The organism is Streptomyces sp. T028 (assembly GCF_048159505.1).
Lineage (GTDB): Bacteria > Actinomycetota > Actinomycetes > Streptomycetales > Streptomycetaceae > Streptomyces.
The window spans coordinates 78,636-104,402 of record NZ_JBLRVZ010000026.1 but is presented as its reverse complement, the minus strand read 5'-3'; the positions used below and the strand labels follow the sequence as shown (position 1 = coordinate 104,402).

20 protein-coding genes and 1 pseudogene are annotated in these 25,767 nt (G+C 72.1%); 15 read left to right on the top strand and 6 right to left on the bottom strand.

What is annotated here, in order from left to right; all coding sequences use genetic code 11:
• The first annotated feature begins 8 nt into the window (after positions 1 to 8).
• Positions 9 to 854 (top strand): oxygenase MpaB family protein, encoded by an 846-nt coding sequence (locus tag ACLZN2_RS24370; RefSeq protein ID WP_416981130.1) that lies wholly within the window; start codon positions 9 to 11, stop codon positions 852 to 854.
• Between the two features lie 55 nt (positions 855 to 909).
• Entirely contained in the window at positions 910 to 3,189 is a 2,280-nt protein-coding gene (locus ACLZN2_RS24365; RefSeq protein WP_416981129.1) for a tetratricopeptide repeat protein, read from the top strand.
• A gap of 135 nt (positions 3,190 to 3,324) precedes the next feature.
• On the opposite strand, the gene ACLZN2_RS24360 is transcribed toward ACLZN2_RS24365, so the two are convergent.
• Complete coding sequence (locus ACLZN2_RS24360) at positions 3,325 to 4,158, bottom strand: NUDIX hydrolase (protein ID WP_416981128.1); 834 nt, start codon at positions 4,156 to 4,158, stop codon at positions 3,325 to 3,327.
• Between the two features lie 62 nt (positions 4,159 to 4,220).
• Between ACLZN2_RS24360 and ACLZN2_RS24355 the strand changes: the two genes are divergently transcribed.
• The 4 genes from ACLZN2_RS24355 to ACLZN2_RS24340 all read left to right on the top strand — a co-directional run bounded on the left by ACLZN2_RS24355 (position 4,221) and on the right by ACLZN2_RS24340 (position 10,112).
• Positions 4,221 to 5,792, top strand: coding sequence for a phytoene desaturase family protein (locus ACLZN2_RS24355; protein WP_416981127.1), 1,572 nt, complete (start codon positions 4,221 to 4,223; stop codon positions 5,790 to 5,792).
• An 86-nt stretch (positions 5,793 to 5,878) separates the two neighbouring features.
• Positions 5,879 to 6,988 carry an NAD(P)H-dependent flavin oxidoreductase gene (locus ACLZN2_RS24350; RefSeq protein WP_416981126.1) on the top strand — a complete coding sequence of 370 codons (1,110 nt, stop codon included), beginning with the start codon at positions 5,879 to 5,881 and terminating at the stop codon, positions 6,986 to 6,988.
• Positions 6,985 to 8,544: an acyl-CoA synthetase gene (locus tag ACLZN2_RS24345; RefSeq protein WP_416981125.1), complete on the top strand. Its 1,560-nt coding sequence runs from the start codon at positions 6,985 to 6,987 to the stop codon at positions 8,542 to 8,544. The genes ACLZN2_RS24350 and ACLZN2_RS24345 overlap by 4 nt, the downstream gene beginning before the upstream one ends.
• A gap of 71 nt (positions 8,545 to 8,615) precedes the next feature.
• On the top strand, positions 8,616 to 10,112 hold the full coding sequence (locus tag ACLZN2_RS24340; protein ID WP_416981124.1) for an acyl-CoA synthetase: 1,497 nt from the start codon (positions 8,616 to 8,618) through the stop codon (positions 10,110 to 10,112).
• Here ACLZN2_RS24340 and ACLZN2_RS24335 read toward each other — a convergent pair.
• From ACLZN2_RS24335 to ACLZN2_RS24325, 3 genes and pseudogenes are all read right to left on the bottom strand, one after another.
• Positions 10,107 to 10,579 (bottom strand): annotated as a pseudogene (locus ACLZN2_RS24335) (hypothetical protein); the annotation flags it as partial. The gene ACLZN2_RS24340 and the pseudogene ACLZN2_RS24335 overlap by 6 nt on opposite strands.
• Before the next feature lie 88 nt (positions 10,580 to 10,667).
• Complete coding sequence (locus ACLZN2_RS24330; protein WP_416981123.1) at positions 10,668 to 12,293, bottom strand: ABC transporter permease; 1,626 nt, start codon at positions 12,291 to 12,293, stop codon at positions 10,668 to 10,670.
• Positions 12,290 to 13,252, bottom strand: coding sequence for an ATP-binding cassette domain-containing protein (locus tag ACLZN2_RS24325; protein ID WP_416981122.1), 963 nt, complete (start codon positions 13,250 to 13,252; stop codon positions 12,290 to 12,292). Before ACLZN2_RS24325 ends, ACLZN2_RS24330 begins: the two co-directional genes overlap by 4 nt.
• Before the next feature lie 161 nt (positions 13,253 to 13,413).
• On the opposite strand from ACLZN2_RS24325, the gene ACLZN2_RS24320 reads away from it, so the two are divergent.
• On the top strand, positions 13,414 to 15,585 hold the full coding sequence (locus ACLZN2_RS24320) for a hypothetical protein (protein WP_416981121.1): 2,172 nt from the start codon (positions 13,414 to 13,416) through the stop codon (positions 15,583 to 15,585).
• Between the two features lie 121 nt (positions 15,586 to 15,706).
• Here ACLZN2_RS24320 and ACLZN2_RS24315 read toward each other — a convergent pair whose 3' ends face one another.
• Positions 15,707 to 17,311, bottom strand: coding sequence for an acyl-CoA synthetase (locus ACLZN2_RS24315; RefSeq protein WP_416981120.1), 1,605 nt, complete (start codon positions 17,309 to 17,311; stop codon positions 15,707 to 15,709).
• A gap of 177 nt (positions 17,312 to 17,488) precedes the next feature.
• Here ACLZN2_RS24315 and ACLZN2_RS24310 point away from each other — a divergent pair, with 177 nt between their 5' ends.
• From ACLZN2_RS24310 to ACLZN2_RS24275, 8 genes are all read left to right on the top strand, one after another.
• Positions 17,489 to 18,289: a crotonase/enoyl-CoA hydratase family protein gene (locus tag ACLZN2_RS24310; protein WP_416981119.1), complete on the top strand. Its 801-nt coding sequence runs from the start codon at positions 17,489 to 17,491 to the stop codon at positions 18,287 to 18,289.
• A 169-nt stretch (positions 18,290 to 18,458) separates the two neighbouring features.
• Positions 18,459 to 19,400 carry a Zn-ribbon domain-containing OB-fold protein gene (locus tag ACLZN2_RS24305; RefSeq protein ID WP_416981118.1) on the top strand — a complete coding sequence of 314 codons (942 nt, stop codon included), beginning with the start codon at positions 18,459 to 18,461 and terminating at the stop codon, positions 19,398 to 19,400.
• Positions 19,397 to 20,440 carry a thiolase domain-containing protein gene (locus ACLZN2_RS24300; RefSeq protein WP_416981117.1) on the top strand — a complete coding sequence of 348 codons (1,044 nt, stop codon included), beginning with the start codon at positions 19,397 to 19,399 and terminating at the stop codon, positions 20,438 to 20,440. The genes ACLZN2_RS24305 and ACLZN2_RS24300 overlap by 4 nt, the downstream gene beginning before the upstream one ends.
• Positions 20,437 to 21,603 carry a thiolase domain-containing protein gene (locus tag ACLZN2_RS24295; protein WP_416981116.1) on the top strand — a complete coding sequence of 389 codons (1,167 nt, stop codon included), beginning with the start codon at positions 20,437 to 20,439 and terminating at the stop codon, positions 21,601 to 21,603. Before ACLZN2_RS24300 ends, ACLZN2_RS24295 begins: the two co-directional genes overlap by 4 nt.
• A gap of 83 nt (positions 21,604 to 21,686) precedes the next feature.
• Positions 21,687 to 21,929, top strand: a complete 243-nt coding sequence (locus ACLZN2_RS24290) for a DUF397 domain-containing protein (RefSeq protein ID WP_403827414.1) — start codon at positions 21,687 to 21,689, stop codon at positions 21,927 to 21,929.
• 126 nt (positions 21,930 to 22,055) lie between these two features.
• Entirely contained in the window at positions 22,056 to 22,958 is a 903-nt protein-coding gene (locus ACLZN2_RS24285; protein ID WP_416981115.1) for a universal stress protein, read from the top strand.
• Complete coding sequence (locus ACLZN2_RS24280) at positions 22,955 to 23,086, top strand: hypothetical protein (protein WP_416981114.1); 132 nt, start codon at positions 22,955 to 22,957, stop codon at positions 23,084 to 23,086. The genes ACLZN2_RS24285 and ACLZN2_RS24280 overlap by 4 nt, the downstream gene beginning before the upstream one ends.
• Positions 23,087 to 23,196: 110 nt before the next feature.
• Complete coding sequence (locus ACLZN2_RS24275) at positions 23,197 to 23,694, top strand: hypothetical protein (protein WP_351606116.1); 498 nt, start codon at positions 23,197 to 23,199, stop codon at positions 23,692 to 23,694.
• Positions 23,695 to 23,698: 4 nt separating this feature from the next.
• Here the strand turns inward: ACLZN2_RS24275 and ACLZN2_RS24270 are convergent, their stop codons facing one another.
• Positions 23,699 to 25,699, bottom strand: a complete 2,001-nt coding sequence (locus ACLZN2_RS24270) for an N-acetylmuramoyl-L-alanine amidase (RefSeq protein ID WP_416981113.1) — start codon at positions 25,697 to 25,699, stop codon at positions 23,699 to 23,701.
• Positions 25,700 to 25,767: the final 68 nt, after the last annotated feature.

Sequence of the window (25,767 nt, the reverse complement as noted above, 5' to 3'; positions counted from 1 at the left end):
CTGCCGGTATGACGGGTGACCCGGGGCTGTTCACCCCCAGCAGCGTGACATGGCAGATGCACGGCGACCCCATGATGTGGGTCGCCGGCATCCGCGCCCTCTACCTCCAGGCGCTCCATCCGCGGGCCGTACGCGGGGTCATGGAGAACTCCGACTTCCGGCGTGACGCCTGGGGCCGGCTCATGCGCACCGCGAACTTCGTCGGCACCACGACGTACGGCACCACGGAGGCCGCCGAGAAGGCGGGGGCCCGGGTCCGCAAGATCCATCGCATGCTCTCCGCCACCGACCCCGACACCGGCGAGCGGTACCCGGTCGACGAACCCGCGCTGCTCCTGTGGGTGCACTGCGCCGAGATCGACTCCTATCTGCACGTCCTGCGCCGCTCCGGCTACCCCCTCACCGACGCCGCCGCCGACCGCTACATCTCCGAACACCGCGTCAGCGCCCGCCTGGTGGGCCTCGACCCCGCGGGCGTACCCGCCAACCGGGCCGAGCTGGACGCCTACTTCGAGAAGGTACGGCCCGAGCTCGCCGCCGGGGCCGATGCCATGGCCGTGGACGACTTCCTGCGCAGCCCGCCCGCCCACCCCCTGCTCGTCCCGGCGCGCGCCCTGCTGTGGCGGCGCGTGGCGAACCTGGCGTACGCCTCTCTGCCGCCGTACGCCCACGACCTGTACGGCAGACCGGCGCCGCGACCCGCCACCGTCACCCGGGGACTGCGCGCGACGGGCACCCTCCTGCGCTGCATCCCCGCACGGCTGCGCTGGCAACTCCCGCCCAAACACATCCTTCGGGCCATGGCGAGGCTCGGCCCGGACACCCGCCCCGCACCCTGCAAAGTCCCGCTATAGACCGCCATACTGGACGGGTCGGGCGGGGCCGGACAGTACGGGGGCGGCGGTCACCATGACGGAGAGCAGGCTGATCCAGGGCCGGTACCGGCTGCTGGAGCTCATCGGGCGCGGCGGCATGGGCGAGGTGTGGCGCTCGCGCGACGAGTCGCTGGGCCGGCAGGTCGCCGTGAAGTGCCTCAGGCCGCCCGGCCCGCACCACGATCCGGCCTTCTCGCGGGTGCTGCGCGAGCGGTTCCGCCGCGAGGCCCGCGTCGCCGCCGGGCTCCAGCACCGCGGGATCACCGTCGTCCACGACTTCGGCGAGTCCGAGGGTGTCCTGTTCCTCGTCATGGAGCTCCTGGACGGCCGCAACCTGTGCCGGCTGCTCGACGACGACGAACGCCGGCCGCTGCCCGTCCCGGACGTCGTGGACATCGCCGAACAGGTCGCCGCCGCCCTGGCTTACACGCACCGACAGGGCATCGTGCACCGTGATCTGAAACCGGCGAACATCGTGCGCCTCACCGACGGCACCGTGAAGATCTGCGACTTCGGCATCGCCCGCCTCGGCCATGACATCGGCTTCACCGCCAAGCTCACCGGCACCGGCATCGCGCTCGGCACCCCGCACTACATGTCCCCGGAGCAGATCGGCGGGGACGAGGTCGACCAGCGCAGCGACCTGTACTCGCTGGGCTGTGTCCTGTACGAACTCGCCACCGGGGCACCGCCGTTCGACCTCGGCGACCCCTGGGCGATCCTGATCGGCCACCGTGACACCGCGCCCCGGCCGGCCCGCGAACAGCGCCGGGACCTGCCCGACTACCTCGACCGGATCATCCTCGACCTGCTCGCCAAACGACCCGGACAACGCCCTTGCGACGCCCGTGAGGTGGGGCGCCGGATCACCGAGGGCCGCACCACCCCGCCGTACGTGCCGACCCTCGTCACCCGCCCGACAGAGCCGTACGGGCCCGAGTACGCCGGACGGGAGCCCACCGGCCCCGAGTACGCCGGACCAGAGCCCACCGGCCCCGGGCGGGCCCCGCTGCCCGGCTGGACCCGCGGTATGACCACCGGACACAAGGCCGCCCGCACCGCACTGCTCCCGGCACCCCCGGACGCCGGAGCCGCCCTGACCGGCGAATGGATCCCCCGCCCGGCCCTCGGCACGGTCCAGACCCCGCCCGAGCCGGACGCCCCGTCCCCGCACACGCTCGCCGTGCTCGCCGGACGGCACAACGCCGGCCTCAGCCTCGGCCGGCTCGGCCGCTGGAGCGAGGCCGGGGAGGTGCACCGCGCGGTCGCCGCCGAACGCGCCCACCTGCTCGGCCCCGACCACCCGGACACCCTCGCCAGCCGCTACGAGGTCGCCGTCACGCTCAGCCGCACCGGCCGGGCCGCCGACGCCGTCCGCGAGTACCAGCACGTGGCCGCCGCCCGCACCCGGATCCTGGGCGCCGACCACCCCGACACCCTCGCCACCCGCCAGGAGACGGCCTACGCGCTCGGCCTGCTCGGCCGGCACTTCGACGCCCACCAGCTCTACACCTCGGTCCTCGCCGCCCGGGAGCGCACGGCGGGCCCCGACCACCCCGACACCCTGCGCTGCCGCCACAACCTCGCCTTCAACCTCAGCAGGCTCGGCCGGCTCGAGGAGTCGTATCGCATGGCGTGCGAGGTGGCCGCCGCCCGGGCCCGTGCGCTGGGCCAGGAGCATCCGGACACCCTCCTCACCCGCTACGAAGTGGCGTACACGCTGGGCCAGTTGGGCCGCTGGTCGGAAGCGCTCCAGACCTACCGCGAGGTCGCCGACGCCCGCGCCCGGGCGCTCGGCCCCGACCACCCCGACACCCTCGCCGCCCGCTACGAGACCGGCATCAGCCTGGGCCGCCTCGGCCGCAGCACGGAGGCGCTCCAGCTCTACCGCGGCCTCGTCGACGACCGCACCCGGGTGCACGGCCCCGCCGACCCCGAGACCCTGCGCGCCCGGCACGGCCTGGGCGTCAACCTGGGCCGCCTCGGCCACTGGGAGGAGGCCCTCGCCGAGTCCCGCGACGTCTGCGCGATCCGCGAGCGCGTCCTCGGCGCCGACCACCCGGACACCCTGGTCAGCCGACGCGAGGTGGCCGTCTGCCTGGGCTGGCTGGGCCGCTGGGCCGACGCCCTGACCGAGTACCGCCGGGTGGCCGCCGCCCGCGAACGCCTCCTGGGCGCCGGCCACCCCGACACCCTGGCGATCCGCGGTGACGAGGCCCACTGCCTGGAACGCCTCGGCCGCGGCCGGGAAGCTGTGGCGCTGTACCGGAGGGTGGCGGCGCTGAGGGAGAGGCGGGCGGCGGGCGGGGCGTGAGCCACGCGGCGCGCAAGGGGGCGCGAGGTGGGGACCGGGCGGTTCACGACCGACCGGGAGCCCCGGCCTTGCACCCGCACCCGTACCCGCGTCAGTTCCCGGCCGGTGCTCCAGGACAGTCCGGCCCGCCCCGTCTCACTCCCAGCCCAGCTCCGTGTACGACCGTCCGCCACGGATGCCGTCGACCGCCGCCCGCGCGTAGTCGACCATCGGCTCCGGGAGCGCGTCCAGCGGCCACCAGTCCCAGCCCAGGCACTTGTCCGGTTCGAGCAGCCGCGGTTCGCCGCGCCAGCGGCGGGCGCGGAACACGAGCTGGATCCGGGGCCGCCGGAGGAAGCCGTTGTCGACGTGGACGGTGTGCACCAGCTCCACGTCCGCCGGGTCGATCTCCAGCCCCGCCTCCTCCCCGGCCTCCCGCACCAGACAGGCCACGGCCGACTCCTGTTCGCAGTGCCCGGCCAGGAAATGGTGGGTCAGGGGCGCGAAGGCCGCGTCCGGATGGCGCAGCCCGAGCAGGATCCTGCCGTCCCGCTCCAGGTAGAGATGGACGCCCACGACGTGCGGGGCCTCCCGCCGCACGGGCACGCTCCCGTCGCCCCGGTGCAGCGCGAGCACCTCGGCCGCCCACGGCGCCATCACGAGATGCCGGACCGTCGCCGCGTCGAAGAAGGCGAACATGATGCCCTCGCCGACCGGCAGCCGTGCCGGGTCCCCGTCCCAACGCCCCACGAACACCCGGGTGTTGCCGATCACCGTGAACCGGGTCAGCCCCTCGACCACCAGACCCGTCTCCTCGAGGAGTTCCCGCGCGACCCCCTCCTCGGGCGTTTCGTCCCCCTCCCGGGCGCCGCCGGGCAGCGACCAGGCGCCCGGATCCCAGATCGCCTTGTACGCGTCCCGCAGATGCAGCAGGTACTGTCCCCGTTCGTTGACCAGGAGCGCGGCCGTATGGCTCGGCTCGGTGTCCATCGAATACCCCCTCGTGTCCAGGCTGCGTGTCCAAGCTGACGTAGATCGTGTTACGAAGAACCATGCCTGCTCACGAGGGACACCACACCTACGACGCCGTCATCGTCGGCGGCGGACACAACGGCCTGGTCGCCGCCGCCTACCTGGCCCGGGCCGGACGGTCCGTGCTGGTGCTGGAACGGCTCGACCACACGGGCGGCGCCGCCGTCTCCACCCGCCCCTTCGCCGGCGTCGACGCCCGGCTGTCGCGCTACTCCTACCTGGTCAGCCTGCTCCCGCAGAAGATCGTGAAGGACCTCGGCCTGCGCTTTGGCGTCCAAGGGCGCACGATCTCGTCGTACACCCCCGTCGAGCGCGGCGGACGGCCCACGGGACTCCTCGTCGGCGGGGGAGAGGAGCGCACCCGGGAGGCCTTCGCGCGGCTGACGGGCGGGGAGCGCGAGTACGCGGCCTGGCAGCGCTTCTACGGCATGACCGGGCATGTCGCCCAGCGGGTCTTCCCCACGCTCACCGAACCCCTGCCCACCCGGGAGGAGCTGCGCCGCCGTATCGACGACGAGGAGGCCTGGCGCGCGCTGTTCGAGGAGCCGATCGGGGCCGCCGTGGAGGCGAACTTCACCGACGACCTCGTACGCGGCGTGGTCCTCACCGACGCCCTCATCGGCACCTTCGCCGACGCCCACGACCCCTCCCTCAAGCAGAACCGCTGCTTCCTCTACCACGTCATCGGCGGCGGCACCGGCGCCTGGGACGTGCCCGTCGGCGGCATGGGCGCCCTCACCGACGCGCTGGCCGCCGCCGCGCGCGACGCCGGAGCCGTCATCGCCACCGGCCACGAGGCCGTCCGTATCGCCACCGACGGGCGCAGCGCCGAGGTCACCTGGCGCACCGCCGACGGCGAGGGCGTCACCACCGCCCGCCACGTCCTGGTGGGCGCCTCCCCGCAGGCCCTCGCCGCCCTCACCGGCGACGCGCCGCCCGCCCCCGCCGAGGGCGCCCAGCTCAAGGTGAACATGCTGCTCAAGCGGCTGCCCAGGCTACGGGACGGTTCCGTCGATCCGCGCGAGGCGTTCGCCGGCACCTTCCACATCGCCGAGGGATACGAGCAGCTCGCCACCGCCCACGCCCAGGCCGCCGCCGGTGAGCTGCCCACCGCCCCGCCGTCCGAGATCTACTGCCACTCCCTGACCGACCCGACCATCCTCGGCCCCGACCTGGTCGGGCGGGGCTACCAGACCCTGACCCTGTTCGGCCTCCACACCCCCGCCCGGCTCTTCGCACGCGACAACGACGCCGTACGCGAGGAACTCCTCGGGGCCACCCTCGCCCAGCTCGACGCCCATCTCGCGGAACCGCTGGCCGACTGCCTCGCCACGGACGCCGACGGGCGCCCCTGCATCGAGGCGAGGACCCCGCTCGACCTGGAACGCGACCTCGGCCTGCCCGGCGGCAACATCTTCCACCGCGACCTGTCCTGGCCGTACGCGGACGAGAGCACCGGCCGCTGGGGCGTGGAGACCCCGCACGCCAACATCCTGCTGTGCGGCGCGGGCGCGGTCCGCGGGGGAGGGGTGAGCGGGGTGCCCGGGCACAACGCGGCGATGGCGGTACTGGAGGCGACCGCGGACCTCTAGATCCCAAGTCGACCCCGACCCAGTAAATCTGACGGTCTATCAGAAAACCTCTTCCGTCGGCCGGTCCGGTGCGGCATCCTGCGCCCATGCAGACGGAGCTGAGCAATCACCTGGGAGTCGAGCACGCCGTCTTCGGCTTCACGCCGTTCCCCGCCGTCGCCGCGGCCATCAGCCGCGCGGGCGGCTTCGGCGTGCTCGGCGCGGTCCGCTACACCGCACCCGACGACCTCAAACGCGACCTGGACTGGATCGAGGCGCACGTCGACGGAAAGCCGTACGGGCTCGACGTCGTCATGCCCGCGAAGAAGGTGGAAGGCGTCACCGAGGCCGACGTCGAGGCGATGATCCCCGAGGGGCACCGGCAGTTCGTGCGGGACACCCTCGCCAAGTACGGCGTCCCCGAGCTGGCCGAGGGCGAGGCGTCCGGCTGGCGGATCACCGGCTGGATGGAGCAGGTCGCCCGCAGCCAGCTCGACGTCGCCTTCGACTACCCGATCCGGCTGCTCGCCAACGCCCTCGGCTCCCCGCCCGCCGACGTCGTCGACCGCGCCCACGAGCGCGGCGTGCTGGTCGCCGCGCTCGCCGGGAGCGCCCGGCACGCCCGCAAGCACCAGGAGGCGGGCATCGACATCGTCGTCGCCCAGGGGTACGAGGCCGGCGGGCACACCGGCGACATCGCCTCGATGGTGCTCACCCCGGAGATCGTGGACGCCGTCGATCCGCTGCCCGTCCTCGCGGCCGGCGGCATCGGCAGCGGACGCCAGATCGCCGCCGCCCTCGCGCTCGGCGCCCAGGGCGTGTGGCTCGGCTCCCTGTGGCTGACCACCGCCGAGGCCGACCTGCATTCGCCCGCCCTCACCCGCAAACTGCTCGCGGCCGGCTCCGGCGACACGGTCCGCTCCCGCGCCCTCACCGGCAAACCCGCACGTCAGCTCCGTAGCGAATGGACCGACGCCTGGGACGACCCGCACGGCCCCGGCACCCTCCCCATGCCCCTGCAGGGCCTGCTGGTCGCCGAGGCGGTCTCCCGCATCCAGAAGTACGAGGTCGACCCACTGCTCGGCACGCCCGTCGGGCAGATCGTCGGCCGGATGAACGAGGTCCGCCCGGTCCAGGCGGTCTTCGACGACCTCACCCGCGGCTTCGAGCAGGCCCTGGACCACGTCAACCGCATCGCCGGAAGGAGCGGCCGGTGACCGGCACGAGTACGGCTCCCGCGGGCTTCTGGGCCCAGGCGACCGCCGACCCCGACCGTACGGTCCTGATCGCGCCGGACGGCGAGGAGTGGACCGCCGGACGGCTGCACGCCGCCGCGAACCGGCTGGTGCACGGACTGCGCGCGGCAGGCATGGAGCGCGGCGACGCCTTCGCGGTCGTCCTGCCCAACTCCGCCGAGTTCTTCACCGCCTACCTCGCCGCCACCCAGGCCGGCTTCTACCTCGTCCCCGTCAACCACCACCTCGTCGGCCCCGAGATCGCGTGGATCGTCTCCGACTCCGGCGCCAAGGTCCTCATCGCCCACGCGCGGTTCGCCACCGAGGCCCGCCGGGCCGCCGACGAGGCCGGGCTCCCCGCGAGCCACCGCTACGGCGTCGGCGACGTCGAGGGCTTCCGGCCGTACGCCGAACTCCTCGACGGACAACCGGAGTCGGCGCCCGGCGACCGCACCCTCGGCTGGGTCATGAACTACACGTCCGGTACGACGGGCCGCCCGCGCGGCATCCGGCGCCCGCTGCCCGGCCGACTCCCCGAAGAGGCGTACCTGGGCGGCTTCCTCGGCTTCTTCGGCGTGCGGCCCTTCGACGACAACGTCCACCTGGTGTGCTCACCGCTCTACCACACGGCGGTCCTGCAGTTCGCGGGCTCCTCCCTGCACATCGGCCACCGCCTGGTCCTCATGGACAAGTGGACGCCCGAGGAGATGCTCCGCCTCATCGACGCCCACCACTGCACCCACACCCACATGGTCCCCACCCAGTTCCACCGGCTCCTGGCCCTCCCCGAGGCCGTCCGGCAGGCGTACGACGTCTCGTCCATGCGGCACGCCATCCACGGCGCCGCGCCCTGCCCGGACCACGTCAAGCGGGCGATGATCGACTGGTGGGGCGAGTGCGTGGAGGAGTACTACGCGGCCAGCGAGGGCGGCGGCGCCTTCGCGACGGCCGAGGACTGGCTGAAGAAGCCCGGCACGGTCGGCAAGGCCTGGCCCATCAGCGAACTGGCGGTCTTCGACGACGACGGCAACCGCCTCCCGCCCGGTGAACTCGGCACGGTCTACATGAAGATGAGCACCGGCGGCTTCGCCTACCACAAGGACGAGGCGAAGACGAGGAAGAACCGCATCGGCGACTTCTTCACGGTCGGTGACCTGGGCGTCCTCGACGAGGAGGGCTACCTGTTCCTCCGCGACCGCAAGATCGACCTGATCATCTCCGGCGGCGTCAACATCTACCCCGCCGAGATCGAGTCGGCGCTCCTCGCCCACCCGGCCGTCGCCGACGCCGCCGCCTTCGGCATCCCGCACGACGACTGGGGCGAGGAGGTCAAGGCGGTCGTCGAACCGGCCCCCGGCCACGACCCGGGCCCCGACCTCGCCGCCGCCCTCCTGGCCCACTGCGCCGACCGCCTCGCCGGCTACAAGCGGCCCAAGTCCGTCGACTTCATCACCGAGATGCCCCGCGACCCCAACGGCAAGCTGTACAAGCGGCGCCTGCGGGAGCCGTACTGGGAGGGCCGGACCCGGCCCGTGTGACCCGGCCCTCCCGCCGACGTCCTCCGGGCTCGACTTGACCTGTCCCGGTGGCCCGTCGAGGATCATGTGCCATGACGTCCGGACACGGCAGTACGGTCGACGGGGTGCTGCGGCGCAGTGCTCGCCGCACCCCCGCGCGCGTCGCGGTCGAGTACCGCGAGCGCGCCTGGACCTACGAGGAACTCGACGTCGCGGTCTCCCGCGCGGCGGGTGTCCTGCTGGGCGAGGGGCTCGCTCCGGGCGACCGGGTCGGCGCCTACGGCCACAACTCCGACGCCTACCTCATCGCCTTCCTCGCCTGTGCCCGCGCCGGCCTGGTCCACGTCCCCGTCAACCAGAACCTCACCGGCGACGACCTGGCGTACATCGTCGAGCAGTCGGGCAGCACGCTCGTGCTGGCCGACCCCGGCCTGGCGGAGCTGCTCCCCGACGGCGTACGGACGCTGTCCCTGCGCGACGCCGACGGCTCGCTCCTCGGCCGGCTGGCCGACACGGAGCCGTACGACGGTCCCGAGCCGCGCACCGAGGACCTGGTGCAGCTGCTCTACACCTCCGGTACGACCGCCCTTCCCAAGGGCGCGATGATGACCCACCGGGCGCTGGTGCACGAGTACCTCAGCGCGATCGCCGCTCTCGACCTGAGCGCCGGCGACCGCCCCGCGCACTCCCTGCCGCTGTACCACTCGGCCCAGATGCACGTGTTCCTGCTGCCGTATCTCGCGGCGGGCGCGACCAACCTCATCCTCGACGCGCCCGACGGAGACCGGCTGTTCGACCTGATCGAGGAGGGGCGCGTCGACAGTCTCTTCGCGCCGCCGACCGTCTGGATCGGCCTGGCGGGCCGCCCCGACTTCACCACCCGCGACCTGAGCGGGCTCCGCAAGGCCTACTACGGGGCGTCGATCATGCCGGTGCCCGTGCTGGAGCGCCTGCGCGAACGGCTCCCGAGGCTCGGCTTCTACAACTGCTTCGGCCAGAGCGAGATCGGCCCCCTCGCCACGGTCCTCGCCCCGGACGAGCACAAGGGCCGTATGGACTCCTGCGGCCGTACGGTGCTGTTCGTGGACGCCCGGGTCGTCGACGAGAACGGCGAGGACGTCCCCGACGGCACCCCGGGTGAGATCGTCTACCGCTCACCCCAGTTGTGCGAGGGCTACTGGGAGAAACCCGAGGAGACGGCCGAGGCCTTCCGGGACGGCTGGTTCCGCTCCGGAGATCTGGCGGTGCGCGACGCACACGGCTACTTCACCATCGTCGACCGGGTGAAGGACGTCATCAACTCCGGTGGTGTACTCGTCGCTTCACGGCAGGTCGAGGACGCCCTCTACACCCATGAGGCCGTGGCCGAGGCGGCCGTGATCGCGCTGCCCGACGAGAAATGGATCGAGGCGGTCGCGGCCGTCGTCGTCCCGCGCGGCGAGGTGACCGAGGACGAACTCATCGCCCACGCCCGCGAGAAGCTCCCCGGCTTCAAGGCCCCGAAGCGCGTGTTCTTCGTGGACGAGCTCCCGCGCAACGCCAGCGGGAAGATCCTCAAGCGCGAACTGCGGGACCGGTTCGGGTCATGACTCCTTCGGGCGCTGGTCGACGATCCGCCTGATCCTGCCCACCGACCGCTCCAGCGACTCCGGTTCGACGATCTCGACGGCCACCGACACCCCGATGCCGTCCTTCACGGCGCCCTCGGGGAGCACCTCCCCGGTGATCGGATCGACCGCCTCCGGGTAGAAGTGGTCCTTCCAGATGTGCAGCCCGTCCTTCGTCTCCACGCACTCCTGTGCGACCCGAACCGCTCCTCGATCTCCTGCCGCATCTGCTCCGTCCACGGTTCGGCACCGAAGATCCCCACCCGCAGGGAGGTGGAGCGCGGGTCGACGCCCTGCCGCTCGAACTCGTCCAGCAGGGTGAGCAGGTACGACGGGGGCACCATGATGATCCGGCGCCTCAGGTCCTGGATCAGCTGCACCTGGCGGGACGTCATGCCGCCGGACGCGGGGATCACCGTACAGCCCCCGGTCCTCCCGCCGACACCCCCTCGCATGCAACAAGCCCGCCCGCGTATCCGGCCCCGGCTTCCCCCGCCACCTCGACCGGAGAATGACCAGCCTTTCCCGCAGCCGCGGTCAGGCCGGGAGGGCCAGGTTGCGGTGGCGGGATGTGACGATGCCGACCGTCGCGAGGGCGGTGAAGGCCACGAGGAGGGTGAGGACAGGGGCCATGGTGATCGCGGCGGCAGGTGCCTTGGGAGTATGGGTGAACGGCGAGAGGTCCTGGGCCCACTGGGGCCATTTCAGGCTCGGGCCGAACAGCGGGCCCAGCAGGACGGACGCCATGAGCGCGGTCCAGGAGACCGGTCCGGCCCACCGCGGCAGCAGCCCGACCACCGCGACCACGACACCGCCGAGCACCAGGATCCCCGGCAGCTGGGCGAGCGCGGCCGTCGCCAGCTCGCCCACCTGGGCGGTGACACCTCCGCCCAGCGTCCGGCCGGCCGTCACTCCCATGCCGGCAGCGAAGAGCAGGAGGAGCCCGGCGGCGCCGAGCACGGCGTTCATGATGTGGGCCGTCACCCACCGTGCCCTGCTCACCGCCGTCGCCAGGACGGGCTCCAGACGGCCCTGGGTCTCCTCGGCATGCATGCGCAGCAGGATCTGCACGGTGTAGATCGCGGCGGCCATGCCGGCCATCCCGATGATCGAGGTGCGGTAGGCGTCGACGATCCGCGCCGTGCCGCCCACGCGCGTGTACCAGTCGCGGGCCGAGCCGTCCATGTCCGCGACCTCGCCGCCGATGGCACCGAGGACCAGACCGAAACCCAGCATGCCGACCGCCCAGGCGACCAGGGTGCCGCGCTGCAGCCGCCGGACCAGCCCGAACGGGCTGAGCAGCCCGGGCGCGGCCTCGGCGTGGCCGCGCCGCTCGGGGAGCAGGCCCCTGCCGACATCCCGTCGGCGCACCAGCGCTCCGGCCACGCCGAGCAGGACGGCGAAAAGGACGGCGAACAACGCGAGCGGCCACCAGTGGTCGCCGCCGAACGGCCGCATCTGCTGGCCCCAGCCGATCGGTGACACCCAGGACGGCCAGGCACTGACCACCCGCAGCCCGCTCGCATTGGCCCGGCCGAGCATGTTCCCGACGCCACTGAGGAGGAAGGCGAGCCCGAGGACCGCCGAGGCGATACCGCTCGCCCCGCGCGTGGTGGACGACAGCTGTACGGCGATCGCGGCCACGCCGGCGAACACGATGCCCACCGCGCCGACCGACGCGCCGGCCGTGACCGAGCCCGCCCCCGGCTGGCCGTTCACGATCATCGCCAGGGCCAGCAGCGCCGAGAGCGCGAGGTTGGCGCCGACCGTGACGACGACTCCCGCGGCGAGCCCCGTGTACCGCCCCACGACTGTCGCGCCGAGCAGGTCGGCGCGCCCGGTCTCCTCGTTCTGGCGGGTGTGCCGCACCACGGCGAACGTGCTCATCAGCGCCGTGAGCACCGCCAGCGTGAGATAGCCGCGGACCAGTGTGTAACCGCCGACGGTGGCGCCGGAGGCGAGGCCCAGCATGCGCATCGCCGCGTTGCCCGCCATGAGCTCGGTCTGTTCGATCACGTCCTGGCGCGTGGGGAGGCCGCTGACGCTCATGGCGGTGATACCGGCCATGAAGGCGCTCAGTCCGAGAAGCCAGGCGCAGAGGGTGAACCGGTCGCGCCGCAGCGCGAGCCGGGTGAGCGCGACCGTACCGGTCAGCCCGGTCATCGCGAACTCCTCAGGACCGCTCCGGCGTCCGAGGCGGCCGAGGCGTGAAAGGCGTCCGGAGCGTCCGGGAGGCCCATGTCCTCTCCGTAGTGGCGCAGGAACAGTTCCTCGAGCGTGGGTGGCGAGCTGGTCAGCCCACGGACGTCGAACGTCACCAAGTGCCGCAGCACCTCACCCAGTTCACCGGGGTCCACGCTGAACCGCGCACGGGTGTGGTCCTGGCGCAGGTCGTGCACCCCGGGCACCTCGCCCAGCGCGTCGATCGGCTTGGCGGTCTCGACGGTCACCGTCGTACGGGTCAGATGGCGCAGTTCGTCGAAGGTGCCCGACTCGGCGGCCCGGCCCGCGCGGATGATGGTGACGCGGTCGCACAGCGCCTCCACCTCGGACAGGATGTGGCTGGACAGCAGCACGCTCCGGCCGGCCCCGCGCAGTTCCCGGACCACCTCCTGGAAGACCGCCTCCATCAGCGGGTCGAGACCGGAGGTCGGCTCGTCCAGGAGATACAGCTCGACATCGGAGGCGAGGGCCGCCACGAGGGCCACCTTCTGCCGGTTGCCCTTGGAGTAGGCGCGACACCGCTTGCCCGGGTCGAGTTGGAACCGCTCCAGCAGGTCGGCCCGGCGCTTTTGGTCGAGGCCCCCGCGCAACGCGCCCAGCAGGTCGATGACCTCGCCCCCGGTGAGGTTCGGCCACAGATTCACCTCGCCCGGCACGAACGCCAGCCGGCGGTGGAGCGGGACCGCGTCCCGCCACGGGTCCCCGCCCAGCACCGAGACCGTACCGGCGTCCCTGCGCAGCAGTCCCAGCAGGACCCGGAGCGTGGTGGTCTTGCCGGCGCCGTTCGGCCCCAGGAAGCCGTGTACCTCACCGGTTCCCACGGTCAGGTCGAGACCATCGAGGGCCCGGGTCGCCCCGAACTCCTTGACCAGTCCGGAAACCGAGATCGTCGCTGTCACGTCCGCTCACCTCATCGCGAGCATCCTTCGCCTCTCATCGCCAGCGTCCACGCAGAAGGCGACCTCGGGGTAGGGCCGAACCGTCCCTGGTCCCGGGCCGATCGTCCGTGCGTACGAAAACTCCTGTGCGTCGGCTCGCACACCTCTGCGATCATCCCCGAATGGCCCACAGTCTTGAATCGCTGGTCATCCGGCACACCCACCGCCTTTCCTCTCCCGAAGGCTCCGCCGGGGAAGGAGCCACCGCCGCACGGCAGTTCGACGCGGCGCTGACCTCCGTGGGCTTCAAGCTCTCCGCCGAGCTGCTGGAGCGGCTGTCGGGCCTGTCCGAGGCCACGGTCGTCGCCACAGCCAGGCGGACGCTGCGCACCGTGAGCGAGATGGTGGGCGACCACGTCCGGCACAACGCGTACTTCATCGACTTCCCGGCGAACGTGCCGGACACCGAAGAGTTCTGGATGCGCTGTGTGACAAAGGCACTCGGCGACGACAAGGCGCGCGAGAACGTGCTGACGCAGCTGGCTCACGGGGTGCTGGACCTGCTCAGCCTCCCCACGTACGGCCGCTACCAGCGCACCTACGAGGAGATGCTCGCGGCGCAGGACGAGCTGATCGCCTCTGCGGGCGACCGGGTGACCGTCCTGCACCTCGGGCGGGACCTTGACGACGAAGTCACGGACCTGTATCTGGCCTTGGCGGGCAGTACCACGCCACTGGGCGAGGACCATCTGCGCGACCTCAAGATCCTCGCCGAGCGGTGCGCGCTCGGCCCCCAGCCGGAGTCGATCACGGTCCGGGAGAACCGGGCGGTCGTCAACGAGGCCCGGCTCCGCGTCGGGGCGGACCTCCTCCTCGACACCGTCACCGATGTGCTGCGGCTGGCCTGCGCGCTGTCGGGCGGCGACGTGACGCTGCGGGAGCCGACCCGCTTTCGGACCCTCCCGCGGCCGGCCCGCCGTGCGCTGCTCGCGGGCCTCGACGCCCTGGTCGCGGCGAACCCGGCCAAGCTGGCCGATGTGCACGCGCACCGCGAGCCGTTCAAGCGGCTCGGTGAGCGTCTCCACCCGCACGAGTACCCGCGCTGGCCGCACGCCGCCGATGTGTTCGCCGTGGCGCGGGGCGAGAAGGAGGCACGGTCCTTCGACAGCCGTGTCGAGAAGCTGCTCGACGACTTCGACGTCCTCGGTGCGGTGCAGTTGCTCGCGTCCGCTCCCGGCAAGCTGTTCCGCGCCCTGGACCTCCTGCTGCGTATCGCCGCGGACCAGGAGGAGCGGGACGCGGTGGTCACCGCCGCCGTGCGGGTCGCTCCCGAGGTCTCCGGGCGGGTCGTGCTGTCGGTCCGCGAGCACTTCCAGAACCGGGAGCGGGAGACCGGCCAACCCCGGGTCTTCATCAACCGCCGGGGCCGCGGCTGGGTCGATCGCGACGTCCGGCCGCCCGTCCCCGCCGCCGACCGCGATCGTCTGATCGCCGCCCTCGACGCCGAGATGCGCCGCAGGCTCCCGGCGCCGGTCCGACTGCTCCTCGACCCCGACGTCCTCGACGTGGCGCTCCCGCTCAGCGGCAGGGCGACAGCGGCCGGGCTCGGCGTACTGCCACGCGGTTCGGTCTCGGCGGTCGACGGCGAGCAGTTGCGCTTCTTCGTGTACTGGAAGGAGACCGGGAACCGGACCGACTACGACCTCTCGGCGCTGCTTCTCCACGCCGACTACAGCACCGACTCCTGGCTCTCCTACACAGCCCTCACGGCTGTCGGGGGCCGGCACTCGGGCGACATCACCGAGGCGCCCGACGGGGCCTCGGAATTCATCAACCTGTCCCTGGACCGGGTACGCAGCACCTTCATCGTTCCGCAGGTCGACATCTACGCCGGCGAGAGCTTCGAGGAGGTCGAGGAGTCGTTCTTCGGCTTCATGCTGCGCGACGGTGAGCAGAAGGGCCGGCCGTTCGAACCGCGCACGGTGCGGATGAAGTCGGAGCTTCGCGGGGTGGGTCGAGTGGCGCTGCCGCTGGTGTTCCGGCGCGAGGACGACGGCCGGTGGCGGGCGAAGTGGCTGCACCTGTATCTGAAGGGCATCTCGTCGGCCAACCGGGTCGAGGAGAACCAGGTGTCGGTGTCCAAGGTGGTGCGCGCCGTCGTGGAGCGCGAGCAGTTGACGGTGCGGTACCTGATCGACCTGATGTCCGAAGACGGCACGGCCGTGGATCTGTGGGACGGCGGGCCGGTCCCGGAGGAGCCCGTGACGTACATCGGTCTTGAACGTCCCGAAAGGCTGCACCCGGACTCCCGGGTCATCACCCTCGAAAACCTGCGCGACTTGATACCGGGCTGAGTGCTAGCGTTGACCACGGCGAGGCCATGAAGGGGCTTCCTTCTCAATTCCTTTCCTGAAAAAAGTTCTTTCGCTTTCCTCGCCGTGGACTTCGACCGGGAGGCGCCCGCCGGTGAAGCGCTCAGCGGTTCTCCGCCACCGCCACCTCCCGCGCCCACCGGTAGTCCGCCTTCCCGCTCGGTGAGCGGCGGATGGCCTCGGCGATCACCAGCTGACGCGGGATCTTGTAGCCCGCGAGCCGGGCCCGGCAGTGGGTCTGGATCTCCTCCAGGGACGGGCGCGGCGCCCCGGTGCGGACCTGCACGACCGCAGCCACATGGTTGCCCCAGGTCGCGTCCGGCACCCCGGCCACCAGGGCGTCGTACACGTCCGGGTGCGACTTCAGGGCCTGCTCCACCTCCTCGGGGTACACCTTCTCGCCCCCGGTGTTGATGCACTGGGAGCCCCGGCCCAGGACGACCACCACGCCGTCCTCGTCGATCGTGGCCATGTCGCCCAGCAGCACCCAGCGTTCGCCGCCCTTCTCGAAGAACGTCTCGGCTGTTTTCGCCGGGTCGTTGTAGTAGCCGAGCGGGACGTGACCGTGCTGGGCGACACGGCCGACCTCACCGGGGGCGATAGGCTCGTGTGTCGCCGGATCGACCACCCGGGTACGGGAGTTGACCCGGATCCGGAAACCGCGCTCCGGGCCCGAGTCGTCCGTCGCCGTCCCGTTGAAGCCGGACTCCGAGGACCCGAAGTTGTTCAGCAGCATCGCGTTCGGCATCAGCGCCCGGAACTGGCCCCGGACCGTGTCCGACATGATCGCCCCGGAGGAGGACACACTGAACACCGACGAGCAGTCGGTGCCCTTCATCGGCCCTTCCAGCGCGTCGATCAGCGGCCGCAGCATCGCGTCCCCGACCAGGGCGATCGCGTTGACCTTCTCCTTCGCGATGGTCCGCAGCACCTCATCGGGCACGAACTTGCGGTGCAGCACCACCCGTTGGCCGAAGTTGAAGCCGATGAAGGCGGTGAGGGTGGACGTGCCGTGCATCAGCGGGGGAGTGGGGAAGAAGGTGATCCCCGAGCCGCCCGCCGCGACCCGCTCGGCGAGTTCCTCCGGCTTCTTCACGGGCTCACCGGTCGGCGCCCCGCCTCCCAACCCCGAGAAGAACAGGTCCTCCTGACGCCACATCACTCCCTTGGGCATGCCCGTCGTGCCGCCGGTGTAGATGATGAACTGGTCGTCGCCCGAGCGGCCCGGGAAGCCGCGCTCCGGTGAGCCGGCCGCCTCGGCGTCCGTGAAGGCGGTGACCCCCTCGCCCGCCGGGCCGACGCACACCAGATGCCGCAGCGCCGGAGCCTGCGGCAGCGCCGCCGCCACCCGGTCCGTGAACTCCGCGTCGAAGACCAGCCCGACGAGGTCCGCGTCCCGGTAGAGATAAACCAACTCCTCTTCCACGTAGCGGTAGTTCACGTTGACCGGCACGATCCGCGCCTTCAGGCAGCCCAGCACCGTCTGCAGGTACTCGACGCCGTTGTACAGATGCAGGCCGATGTGTTCCCCCGGGCGGATCCCGCTGTCCAGGAGGTGGTGGCCGATCCGGTTGGCCGCCGCGTCCAGCTCGGCGTACGTCAGCCGGCGCTCCGCACCCGTGCCCGGATGGTCGACGTACACGAGCGCCTCGCGGTCCGCCGCCACGTCGACGACCGACTCGAACAGGTCGGCAAGGTTGTACTCCACCGCTCCTCCTGACCCTGGGCGCCCCGGCTCGTGCAACGGTTCGCCGGTCATCAGAGCAAAGGGCGCGGCAACTGGGAAGGGTTCGCGCCAAGAAATCTGACTGAGTGTCAGAAAACTCTTGAAGTGCCTGCACAGCTCCTGCAACCTGTTCTCGTTCTTTCCGAGGGGAGATGTGCGATGGGCGGAACCGAACACCTCACCGTGCGGCGCGAGGGCGCCACACTCGTGCTCACGCTCAACCGGCCTCAGGCCAAGAACGCGCTCTCGATCGGCATGCTCGTCGGCCTGTACGACGGCTGGCTCGAGGCCGACGAGGACGACTCGGTCCGCTCGATCGTCCTCACCGGCGCGGGCGGCAGCTTCTGCGCCGGCATGGACCTCAAGGCCCTGGCCGGGAAGGGCATGGAGGGCGAGCGGCACCGCGACCGGCTCAAGGCGGACCCCGACCTGCACTGGAAGGCGATGCTGCGCCACCACCGGCCGCGCAAACCCGTGATCGCCGCCGTCGAGGGGTACTGCGTGGCGGGCGGCACCGAGATGCTCCAGGGCACCGACATCCGCGTCGCCGGGGAGTCCGCCACGTTCGGCCTCTTCGAGGTGAAGCGCGGCCTGTTCCCGATCGGCGGCTCCACGGTCCGCCTGCAGCGGCAGATCCCGCGCACCCACGCCCTGGAGATGCTGCTCACGGGGCGCCCGTACAGCGCCCGGGAGGCGGCGCACGTCGGTCTGATCGGGCATGTCGTCCCGGACGGCCAGGCCCTCGACAAGGCCCTGGAGATCGCTGAACTGGTCAACTCCTGCGGTCCGTTGGCCGTGGAAGCGGTCAAGGCCTCGGTGTACGAGTCCGCCGAGATGACGGAGACCGATGGGCTTGCCGCCGAACTAGAGCGGGGATGGCCTGTTTTCGACACCGCCGATGCGAAGGAAGGGGCGCGTGCTTTTGCGGAGAAGCGGGCGCCCGTTTACAAGCGCGCGTGAGTCTCGCTGGAGGGGCCGTTCGCAGACTGCGGCCGTCTGTGGCTGGTCGCTCCCCCACTCTCGGCTTCGCTCGAGCGGGGGACCCCCATCGCGGCGGAGCCGCATATGTCACAGCCCCGCGCTCCTTTGGGGCGCGTCCCCACCGGCCTTCCTGAGGAGGCAAGCCCCGATGCCCGAAGTACTGAAAGCCCCCCTCGTCGTCGAGTTCCCCTTCACCCGGTCCCTCGGGCCCGTCCAGAGTGCCTTTCTGACCGGGCTGCGGGAGCAGGTCGTCCTCGGGGTGAAGACCACCGACGGCCGCACCCTCGTGCCGCCCGTCGAGTACGACCCCGTCACCGCCGACGAACTGCGTGACCTCGTCGAGGTGGCTCCCACCGGGACCGTCACCACCTGGGCCTGGAATCACGAGCCGCGCCGAGGGCAGCCCCTCGGCACCCCCTTCGCCTGGGTTCTCGTCCGGCTCGACGGCGCCGGCACCGCCCTGCTGCACGCCCTCGACGCCCCCGGCCCCGACGCGGTCCGCACCGGTATGCGGGTGCGGATCCGCTGGGCCGAGGAGCGCACCGGCGCCATCACCGACATCGCGTGCTTCGAGCCGTACGACGGCGAGGCGGAGCAACTGACCGGTAGCTACCGTGAGTTCGAGGACAAGGTCGCCGGGATCGTCGCGCCCGCCCGCCTCGACTACACCTACTCGCCCGGCCGCGCCCAGTCCGCGTACATCAACGCCCTCTCGGGGCGGCGGACCGTCGGCGAGCGCTGTCCCTCCTGCCGCAAGGTGTACGTCCCGCCGCGCGGCGCCTGCCCGACCTGTGGCGTGGCCACCGCCGAGCAGGTCGAGGTCGGGCCGGCCGGCACGGTCACCACCTTCTGCATCGTCAACATCAAGGCGAGGAACCTCGACATCGAAGTCCCGTACGTCTACGCCCACATCGCCCTCGACGGCGCCGACCTCGCGCTGCACGGACGCATCGGCGGGATCCCGTACGACCAGGTGCGGATGGGCCTCAGGGTCGAACCGGTGTGGACGGACGGCGGCCGTTACCCGGACCACTACCGGCCGACCGGCGAACCCGACGCGGACTATGAGACATACAAGGAGCTCCTGTGATCCGGGACATCGCCGTCGTTGCCTTCGGGCAGAGCGACACCCTGCGCACCACCGAGGAGATGTCCGAGGTGGAGATGCTCATGCCCGTCCTGCACGACGTCCTCGAACGGACCGGCCTGAAGACCGCGGACATCGGCTTCACCTGCTCCGGCTCCAGCGACTACCTCGCCGGCCGCGCCTTCTCCTTCACCCTCGCCCTCGACGGCGTCGGCGCCTGGCCGCCGATCTCCGAGTCCCATGTGGAGATGGACGGCGCCTGGGCGCTGTACGAGGCGTGGACGAAACTGCTGACGGGGGACGCCGACACCGCGCTGGTGTACTCCTACGGCAAGTCCTCGCCCGGGTCGGTGCGTGACGTGCTCACCCGCCAGCTCGACCCCTACTACCTCGCCCCCCTGTGGCCCGACTCCGTCGCCCTCGCCGCCCTCCAGGCTCAGGCGCTGATCGACGCGGGCGACACCGACGAGCCCGCCCTCGCGGGGATCGCCTCCCGCAGCCGCGCGACCGACAACCCGCACGCCCAGCTGCGGGGTACGGTCCCGCACGGCGACTATCTCGTACGGCCCCTGCGCACCGGCGACTGCCCGCCGAACGGCGACGGCGCCGCCGCCGTGGTCCTCGCGGCCGGGGAACGCGCCCGCGAGCTGTGCGCGCGCCCCGCCTGGATCCGGGGCATCGACCACCGCATCGAGGCCCACTCGCTCGGTGTGCGTGACCTGACCGACTCGCCTTCCACCCGGCTGGCCGCCGAGAAGGCCGGCGCCTTCGAACGGCCCGTCGACACCGCCGAACTGCACGCGCCGTTCACCTCGCAGGAGGTCGTGCTCCGCAAGGCGCTGAAGCTCGGCGACGACGTCCGCGTCAACCCGTCCGGGGGCGCCCTCGCCGCCAACCCGATCATGGCCGCCGGGCTCATCCGCATCGGCGAGGCCGCCGCCCGGATCCACCGGGGCGAGTCCGACCGGGCCCTCGCCCACGCCACCTCCGGCCCGTGTCTGCAACAGAACCTGGTCGCCGTACTCGAAGGGGATCCGCGATGAGCAAGGAGCCCGTGGCCGTCGTCGGGATCGGCCAGACCAAGCACGTGGCGGCCCGACGGGACGTCTCGATCGCCGGACTCGTCCGCGAGGCCGCCGGGCGCGCCCTCGCCGACGCCGAGTTGACGTGGGCGGACATCGACGCCGTGGTCATCGGCAAGGCGCCCGACTTCTTCGAGGGCGTGATGATGCCCGAGCTTTACCTCGCCGACGCGCTCGGCGCGGTGGGCAAGCCGATGCTGCGCGTGCACACGGCGGGCAGCGTCGGCGGCTCGACGACACTGGTCGCGGCCAACCTCGTGGCCGCCCGCGTTCACGGCACGGTCCTCACCCTCGCCTTCGAAAAGCAGTCCGAGTCCAACGCCATGTGGGGCCTGTCCCTGCCGGTCCCCTTCCAGCAGCCGCTGCTGGCCGGGGCGGGCGGCTTCTTCGCCCCGCACGTGCGCGCCTACATGCGGCGCAGCGGCGCGCCCGACACCGTCGGCTCGCTGGTGGCGTACAAGGACCGGCGCAACGCGCTGAAGAACCCGTACGCGCATCTGCACGAGCACGACATCACCCTGGAGAAGGTCCAGGCCTCGCCGATGCTGTGGGACCCGATCCGCTACTCCGAGACCTGCCCCTCCTCCGACGGCGCGTGCGCGATGGTCCTCACCGACCGCGCGGGCGCGGCCCGTTCACCCCGGCCGCCCGCCTGGATGCTGGGCGGCGCGATGCGCAGCGAACCGACCCTCTTCGCGGGCAAGGACGCCGTGTCCCCGCAGGCCGGCAAGGACTGCGCGGCCGACGTCTACCGCCAGGCCGGCATCGGCGATCCGCGCCGGGACATCGACGCCGTCGAGATGTACGTGCCGTTCTCCTGGTACGAGCCCATGTGGCTGGAGAACCTCGGTTTCGCCGCCGAGGGCGAGGGCTGGAAGCTCACCGAGTCCGGGGTCACCGAGCTCGACGGGGACCTGCCCGTCAACATGTCGGGCGGGGTCCTGTCCACCAACCCGATCGGCGCCTCCGGCATGATCCGCTTCGCCGAGGCGGCTCTCCAGGTGCGCGGCCAGGCCGGGGAACACCAGGTGGAGCGGGCCCGCAAGGTCCTCGGACACGCCTACGGCGGCGGTTCGCAGTTCTTCTCCATGTGGCTCGTGGGAGCGCGGCCACCCGAGTCCTGAAAGGCACGCTCCACGTGCTCTGTCGGCACCCGGGACCGATCGCTAGGCTGGCCCGCGGACGACGAACCGGGAGGAGCACGGACGTGGCCGAGAGCACCATCCAGCAGCAGCCGCTCACGGGCTGGGACAAGCCGGAGCTGGACCTCAGCAACGCCGAGTGGCAGTCCAGCAGCCGGGGGCGGGGGGATGTCCAGATCGCCTTCGTCGAGGGATTCATCGCGATGCGCAACAGCGAGCGCCCCGAGAGCCCGTCTCTGATCTTCACGCCCGCGGAGTGGGGCGCGTTCGTCTCGGGCGCGCGGGAGGGAGAGTTCGACCTGACGTAGGGCCCGACCGAATCGGGGGTGTTCCCTCCGTTTTTCCGGACACGCGACCACGGACGTCCTTACGGGGCCCCGGCTGGGCAAGGCTGGCCCCAGCAGGACGAAGGTCGTACTCCGGAGGTGAGGACCATGAGCACCCTGCCGGTCGTCGCGGCGGTCGACGGTTCCGACGACAGTCTGCGCGCCCTCGACTGGGCCACCGACGCGGCCCGCCGCCGGGAGGCGCCGCTGCGCGTGGCGCACGTACGGCACCACTCGGCCTGGGCGCCGCCCGGCGTCCCGGTCGCCGTGCCCCTGCCCCCGGAGGACGACCCGGTCCTCGCCGACGCCCGCGCCCGCCTGGCGGGGGCCGAGCGGCCGCCGGAGGTGGAGTACTCCGGTCTCGACGGCGCCCCCGGCGCCCTGCTCCCCGAACTCGGAGCCGAGGCCCAGCTGCTGGTGCTCGGCTCGCGCGGCCGCGGCGGCTTCGCCAGCCTGCTGCTCGGCTCCAACGGGCTGACCGCGGCCCGCGACGCCGAATGCCCCGTCGTGATCGTGCCCCGCCCGGGCCGCCCCGTCGACGTCACCCTGCCCACCGAGCCCGGCCCCCGGGTGGTCGTCGGCCTCAAGACCGACAGCCCCGACGACGCCGCCCTCGACCTCGCCTTCACCGAAGCGGGCCTGCGCGACGCACGCCTCCAGGTGGTCGCCGCCTACCCGTGGCCGATCCAGACCTGGGTGGCCCCCGGTGACCTGCCCATCACGGTCTACGACCAGGACGCCATCGAGCACGAGATCCGCGCCCTCACCGACGGCTTCCTCGCCCCGTACCGCGCGCGCCACCCGGACGTCCGCGTGGACGCCGTACCCGCCCCCGGCGACGCGGCCGGACTCCTCGTCGCCGCCTCCAAGGACGCCGCACTGGTCGTCGTCGGCCGTCACCGCCGCCGGCTGCTCGCCCCCGCCCGCATGCTCGGCTCCGTCACCCAGGCCGTCCTGCTGCACGCGGCGAGCCCGGTCGCCGTGGTCCCACCGGCCCCGGCCGAGGAATGACCCCCCGGCTCGCCCTCGACCCGGCCCTGACCGTCCGCCACGACGGCGACGGCGACGGCGGTATCGCCGACGACCTGGGCGCGAGAGCGGCCCGCCACCACGAACGCCACAAGAAGGTCGCGAACTGATAACCAACGGGGCGCTGTCCCACCAAAGGGGTGCGGGGAACTGCGCGATCAACCACAAACCACCCGCACGCGAAAACCGGCCGATCCCCCCGGGGCCGTACCATGGCGGCATGTCGTTCCTCCGCCGCCGCAGCGCCACCCCCGCCGGCCCCGATTTCGACGTCCTGGCCATGGACCCGGGCGATTGGCCCGGCAACCTCGGCGCCGGCCTGCTGCCCGCCCCCGACGGCAGCTGCCAGGGCGTCTTCCTGCGCTACGACCTGTTCGGCGGCCGCGGCCCCGCGATGATCATCGGAAACCTCCCCGAGGGCTCCCCGGCCCGCGAGGTCGCCGAGGGCGAGATCCCCTTCGAGGTGGCCCAGCTGCTGCTCGCGCTGGAGAACGACGAGGAGGTGACCGTCGTCGGCACCGAGGACATGCCGGTGATGCAGGGCGACAACCTGCTCATCGTGCGCCGGCTGAAGCTCTCCGAGGGCCGGATCTCCTGCGTCCAGTTCGACCGCAGCGACAACGTCCTGGTGACCATCGCCGCCTGGGACCGCCCCATCACCGACGACCTGTACGCCCTGCTGAAGCCTCTCCCGGCGGAGCTGTTCCAGCAGGGCTGAGGCGTCAGGACCCCGGGACGACCGTCACGTCCGCGGCCCGGACGAACGCCACCCGGTGGCCGTACTGGATCTCGTAGTACTTGTCCTTGCCCGCGACCACCCGATGCGTGCTCGGGTCGAAGCCGCCCGCGTAGAGGTACTCACCCGGCACCCTGTCCCCGGCCACGTACAGCTGGCCCTTGGGCAGGGTGTACGGCAGCGCGGAGACCGGCTGCACCGGGATGCCCGCCGGGTAGGCGGAGGCCTCGGGGTAGGCGCGCCCGTACACCGCAACGCTGTCCAGGCCCGTCCGCGGCGTGATCAGCGTTCCGCGGGAGGGCACCGCCGCCGGCCTGTCCTTCGGGTTCCTGAACCAGGCCTTGCGGCCCAGGTACCAGATGGCCGTCCAGTCGCCCCAGGTGCCCGCGACCGCGAACTGCTGGCCGGTGGAGACCCGTGACGAGAGGTCGTTCACCCCGGTCGTCGGGGTGCCGCCCAGACCGGGGTCCTTGACCAGCGCCGACTTCTCGTCGTGGTCGGAGTACAGCCGCACCGCGCTGGAGCCGTGCGCCGCGCACACCTTGCCCTTGCCGCCGCAGTCCAGGTACGCGGGCCGGTTCACGGCGTAGTCCGGCCGGATCGTCACCACGCGGCTGCCGGCGGGCGCCGTGGCCGCCAGGGGCCGGCCCAGCAGCTCGAAGTAGTGCCGCCAGTCCCAGTACGGGCCCGGGTCGGTGTGCATCCCGCGCACGTTCGCCGTGGTCGGGCCGGGCACGGTGTCATGGCCCAGGATGTGCTGCCGGTCCAGCGGGATGCCGTACCGCGCGGCCAGGAACGCCACCAGACGCGCCGACGACCTGTACATCGCCTCCGTGTACCAGGAGTCCGGCTGGGCGAGGAAGCCCTCGTGCTCCAGGCCGATCGAGTTCGCGTTGACGTACCAGTTGCCCGCGTGCCAGGCCACGTCCTTCACCCGTACGTGCTGGGCGATGTGACCGTCGGTGGAGCGCAGCGAGTAGTGCCAGGACACATAGGTGGGGTCCTGGACCAGGTTGATGACCCCCTCCCAGCCGCCCTCGGTGTCATGGATGACGATGTACCTGATGGGCGAGGACGCGGGCCGGTCGGCCTCGTCGTGGTTGCCGTAGTCGTCGGTGCCGAACGCCTCGTACGGCGCCGGGATCCGCTCGCAGGACACCCCCGTCGGGCACTCGGTGCCCTCGGCGGAGCCCTGGCGCAGACCGGCCCGGTCCAGCTGGGTGATCCGTGGATCGAGGTCCGGCTGCGCGGTGAGCGCGATCCGTTCACCGGCGTCGGTGACCCGCCGCTTGCCGGTGCGCATCACCTCGAACACGTCGTTCGCGTACGCGGCGGCGGTCTCGGTGTCGTCCGCGCCCGAGAACCGCGCCACCGCGCCGTACCAGTCGGCCGGGTCCTCGCTCAGCGGCTCACCGAGGTACTCCTGGGCTTCGGCGAGCAGGGCGGCGCCGCCCGCCACATTGGCGGCCGGGTCGGTGCGCAGCTTCGCGGCGCTCAGACCGGTCAGCTTCGCGGCCCGGGGGAGGGTCCGCAGCCGGGCCGGGATCGCGTCGCCGGACGGCAGCCGCACCCGAGGATGCCGGGCCCGGCGGGCGGAGTCGCCGCGGGCGTCCTCCGCGGCCTCGCTGTGGTGCGGGGTGGCGGCCAGGGCGGTACGGGCGTCCGTCAGGTGCATCGGGCCGTAGCCGCCGGTCACGCTCGGCGCCCCGGCGTGCGTGTCCCAGCGGGACTGGAGGTAGGAGACGCCCAGCAGCACACTCTGCGGTACGTGGTACCGGGCGGCCGCCGTGGCGAAGGCCTTCTGCAGTCGGGGTGCCTCGGCAGCCGAGGGCGACGCGCCGAGCAGCGGCAGCAGCAGAGCCGCCGAGGCGACGGCCCCGGCGGCTCTGCGGAAGGTGAAGGGTGGTCGGGGGTGGGCGACGGGTCCTGGCAAAGCGGCCTCCTCGGTGGGGCGATGACCTGCCGGTAACCCGTCAATAATGACCATATACAGGGCATTTGCCGTGGTAGCGACGCACGAAGGTCCGCGGTGCGCCGCCGTTCCGGCCCACTGCG

What these genes read in the sequence shown, in the direction of transcription:
- ACLZN2_RS24330 (WP_416981123.1), bottom strand. Translation starts at nt 12,293, where the DNA reads ATGACCGGGCTGACCGGTACGGTCGCGCTCACCCGGCTCGCGCTGCGG.
- ACLZN2_RS24285 (WP_416981115.1), top strand. Translation starts at nt 22,056, where the DNA reads ATGAGCACCCTGCCGGTCGTCGCGGCGGTCGACGGTTCCGACGACAGT.
- ACLZN2_RS24305 (WP_416981118.1), top strand. Translation starts at nt 18,459, where the DNA reads ATGCCCGAAGTACTGAAAGCCCCCCTCGTCGTCGAGTTCCCCTTCACC.
- ACLZN2_RS24275 (WP_351606116.1), top strand. Translation starts at nt 23,197, where the DNA reads ATGTCGTTCCTCCGCCGCCGCAGCGCCACCCCCGCCGGCCCCGATTTC.
- ACLZN2_RS24340 (WP_416981124.1), top strand. Translation starts at nt 8,616, where the DNA reads ATGACGTCCGGACACGGCAGTACGGTCGACGGGGTGCTGCGGCGCAGT.
- ACLZN2_RS24280 (WP_416981114.1), top strand. Translation starts at nt 22,955, where the DNA reads ATGACCCCCCGGCTCGCCCTCGACCCGGCCCTGACCGTCCGCCACGAC.
- ACLZN2_RS24310 (WP_416981119.1), top strand. Translation starts at nt 17,489, where the DNA reads ATGGGCGGAACCGAACACCTCACCGTGCGGCGCGAGGGCGCCACACTC.
- ACLZN2_RS24355 (WP_416981127.1), top strand. Translation starts at nt 4,221, where the DNA reads ATGCCTGCTCACGAGGGACACCACACCTACGACGCCGTCATCGTCGGC.
- ACLZN2_RS24370 (WP_416981130.1), top strand. Translation starts at nt 9, where the DNA reads ATGACGGGTGACCCGGGGCTGTTCACCCCCAGCAGCGTGACATGGCAG.
- ACLZN2_RS24270 (WP_416981113.1), bottom strand. Translation starts at nt 25,699, where the DNA reads ATGGTCATTATTGACGGGTTACCGGCAGGTCATCGCCCCACCGAGGAG.
- ACLZN2_RS24350 (WP_416981126.1), top strand. Translation starts at nt 5,879, where the DNA reads ATGCAGACGGAGCTGAGCAATCACCTGGGAGTCGAGCACGCCGTCTTC.
- ACLZN2_RS24320 (WP_416981121.1), top strand. Translation starts at nt 13,414, where the DNA reads ATGGCCCACAGTCTTGAATCGCTGGTCATCCGGCACACCCACCGCCTT.
- ACLZN2_RS24295 (WP_416981116.1), top strand. Translation starts at nt 20,437, where the DNA reads ATGAGCAAGGAGCCCGTGGCCGTCGTCGGGATCGGCCAGACCAAGCAC.
- ACLZN2_RS24365 (WP_416981129.1), top strand. Translation starts at nt 910, where the DNA reads ATGACGGAGAGCAGGCTGATCCAGGGCCGGTACCGGCTGCTGGAGCTC.
- ACLZN2_RS24360 (WP_416981128.1), bottom strand. Translation starts at nt 4,158, where the DNA reads ATGGACACCGAGCCGAGCCATACGGCCGCGCTCCTGGTCAACGAACGG.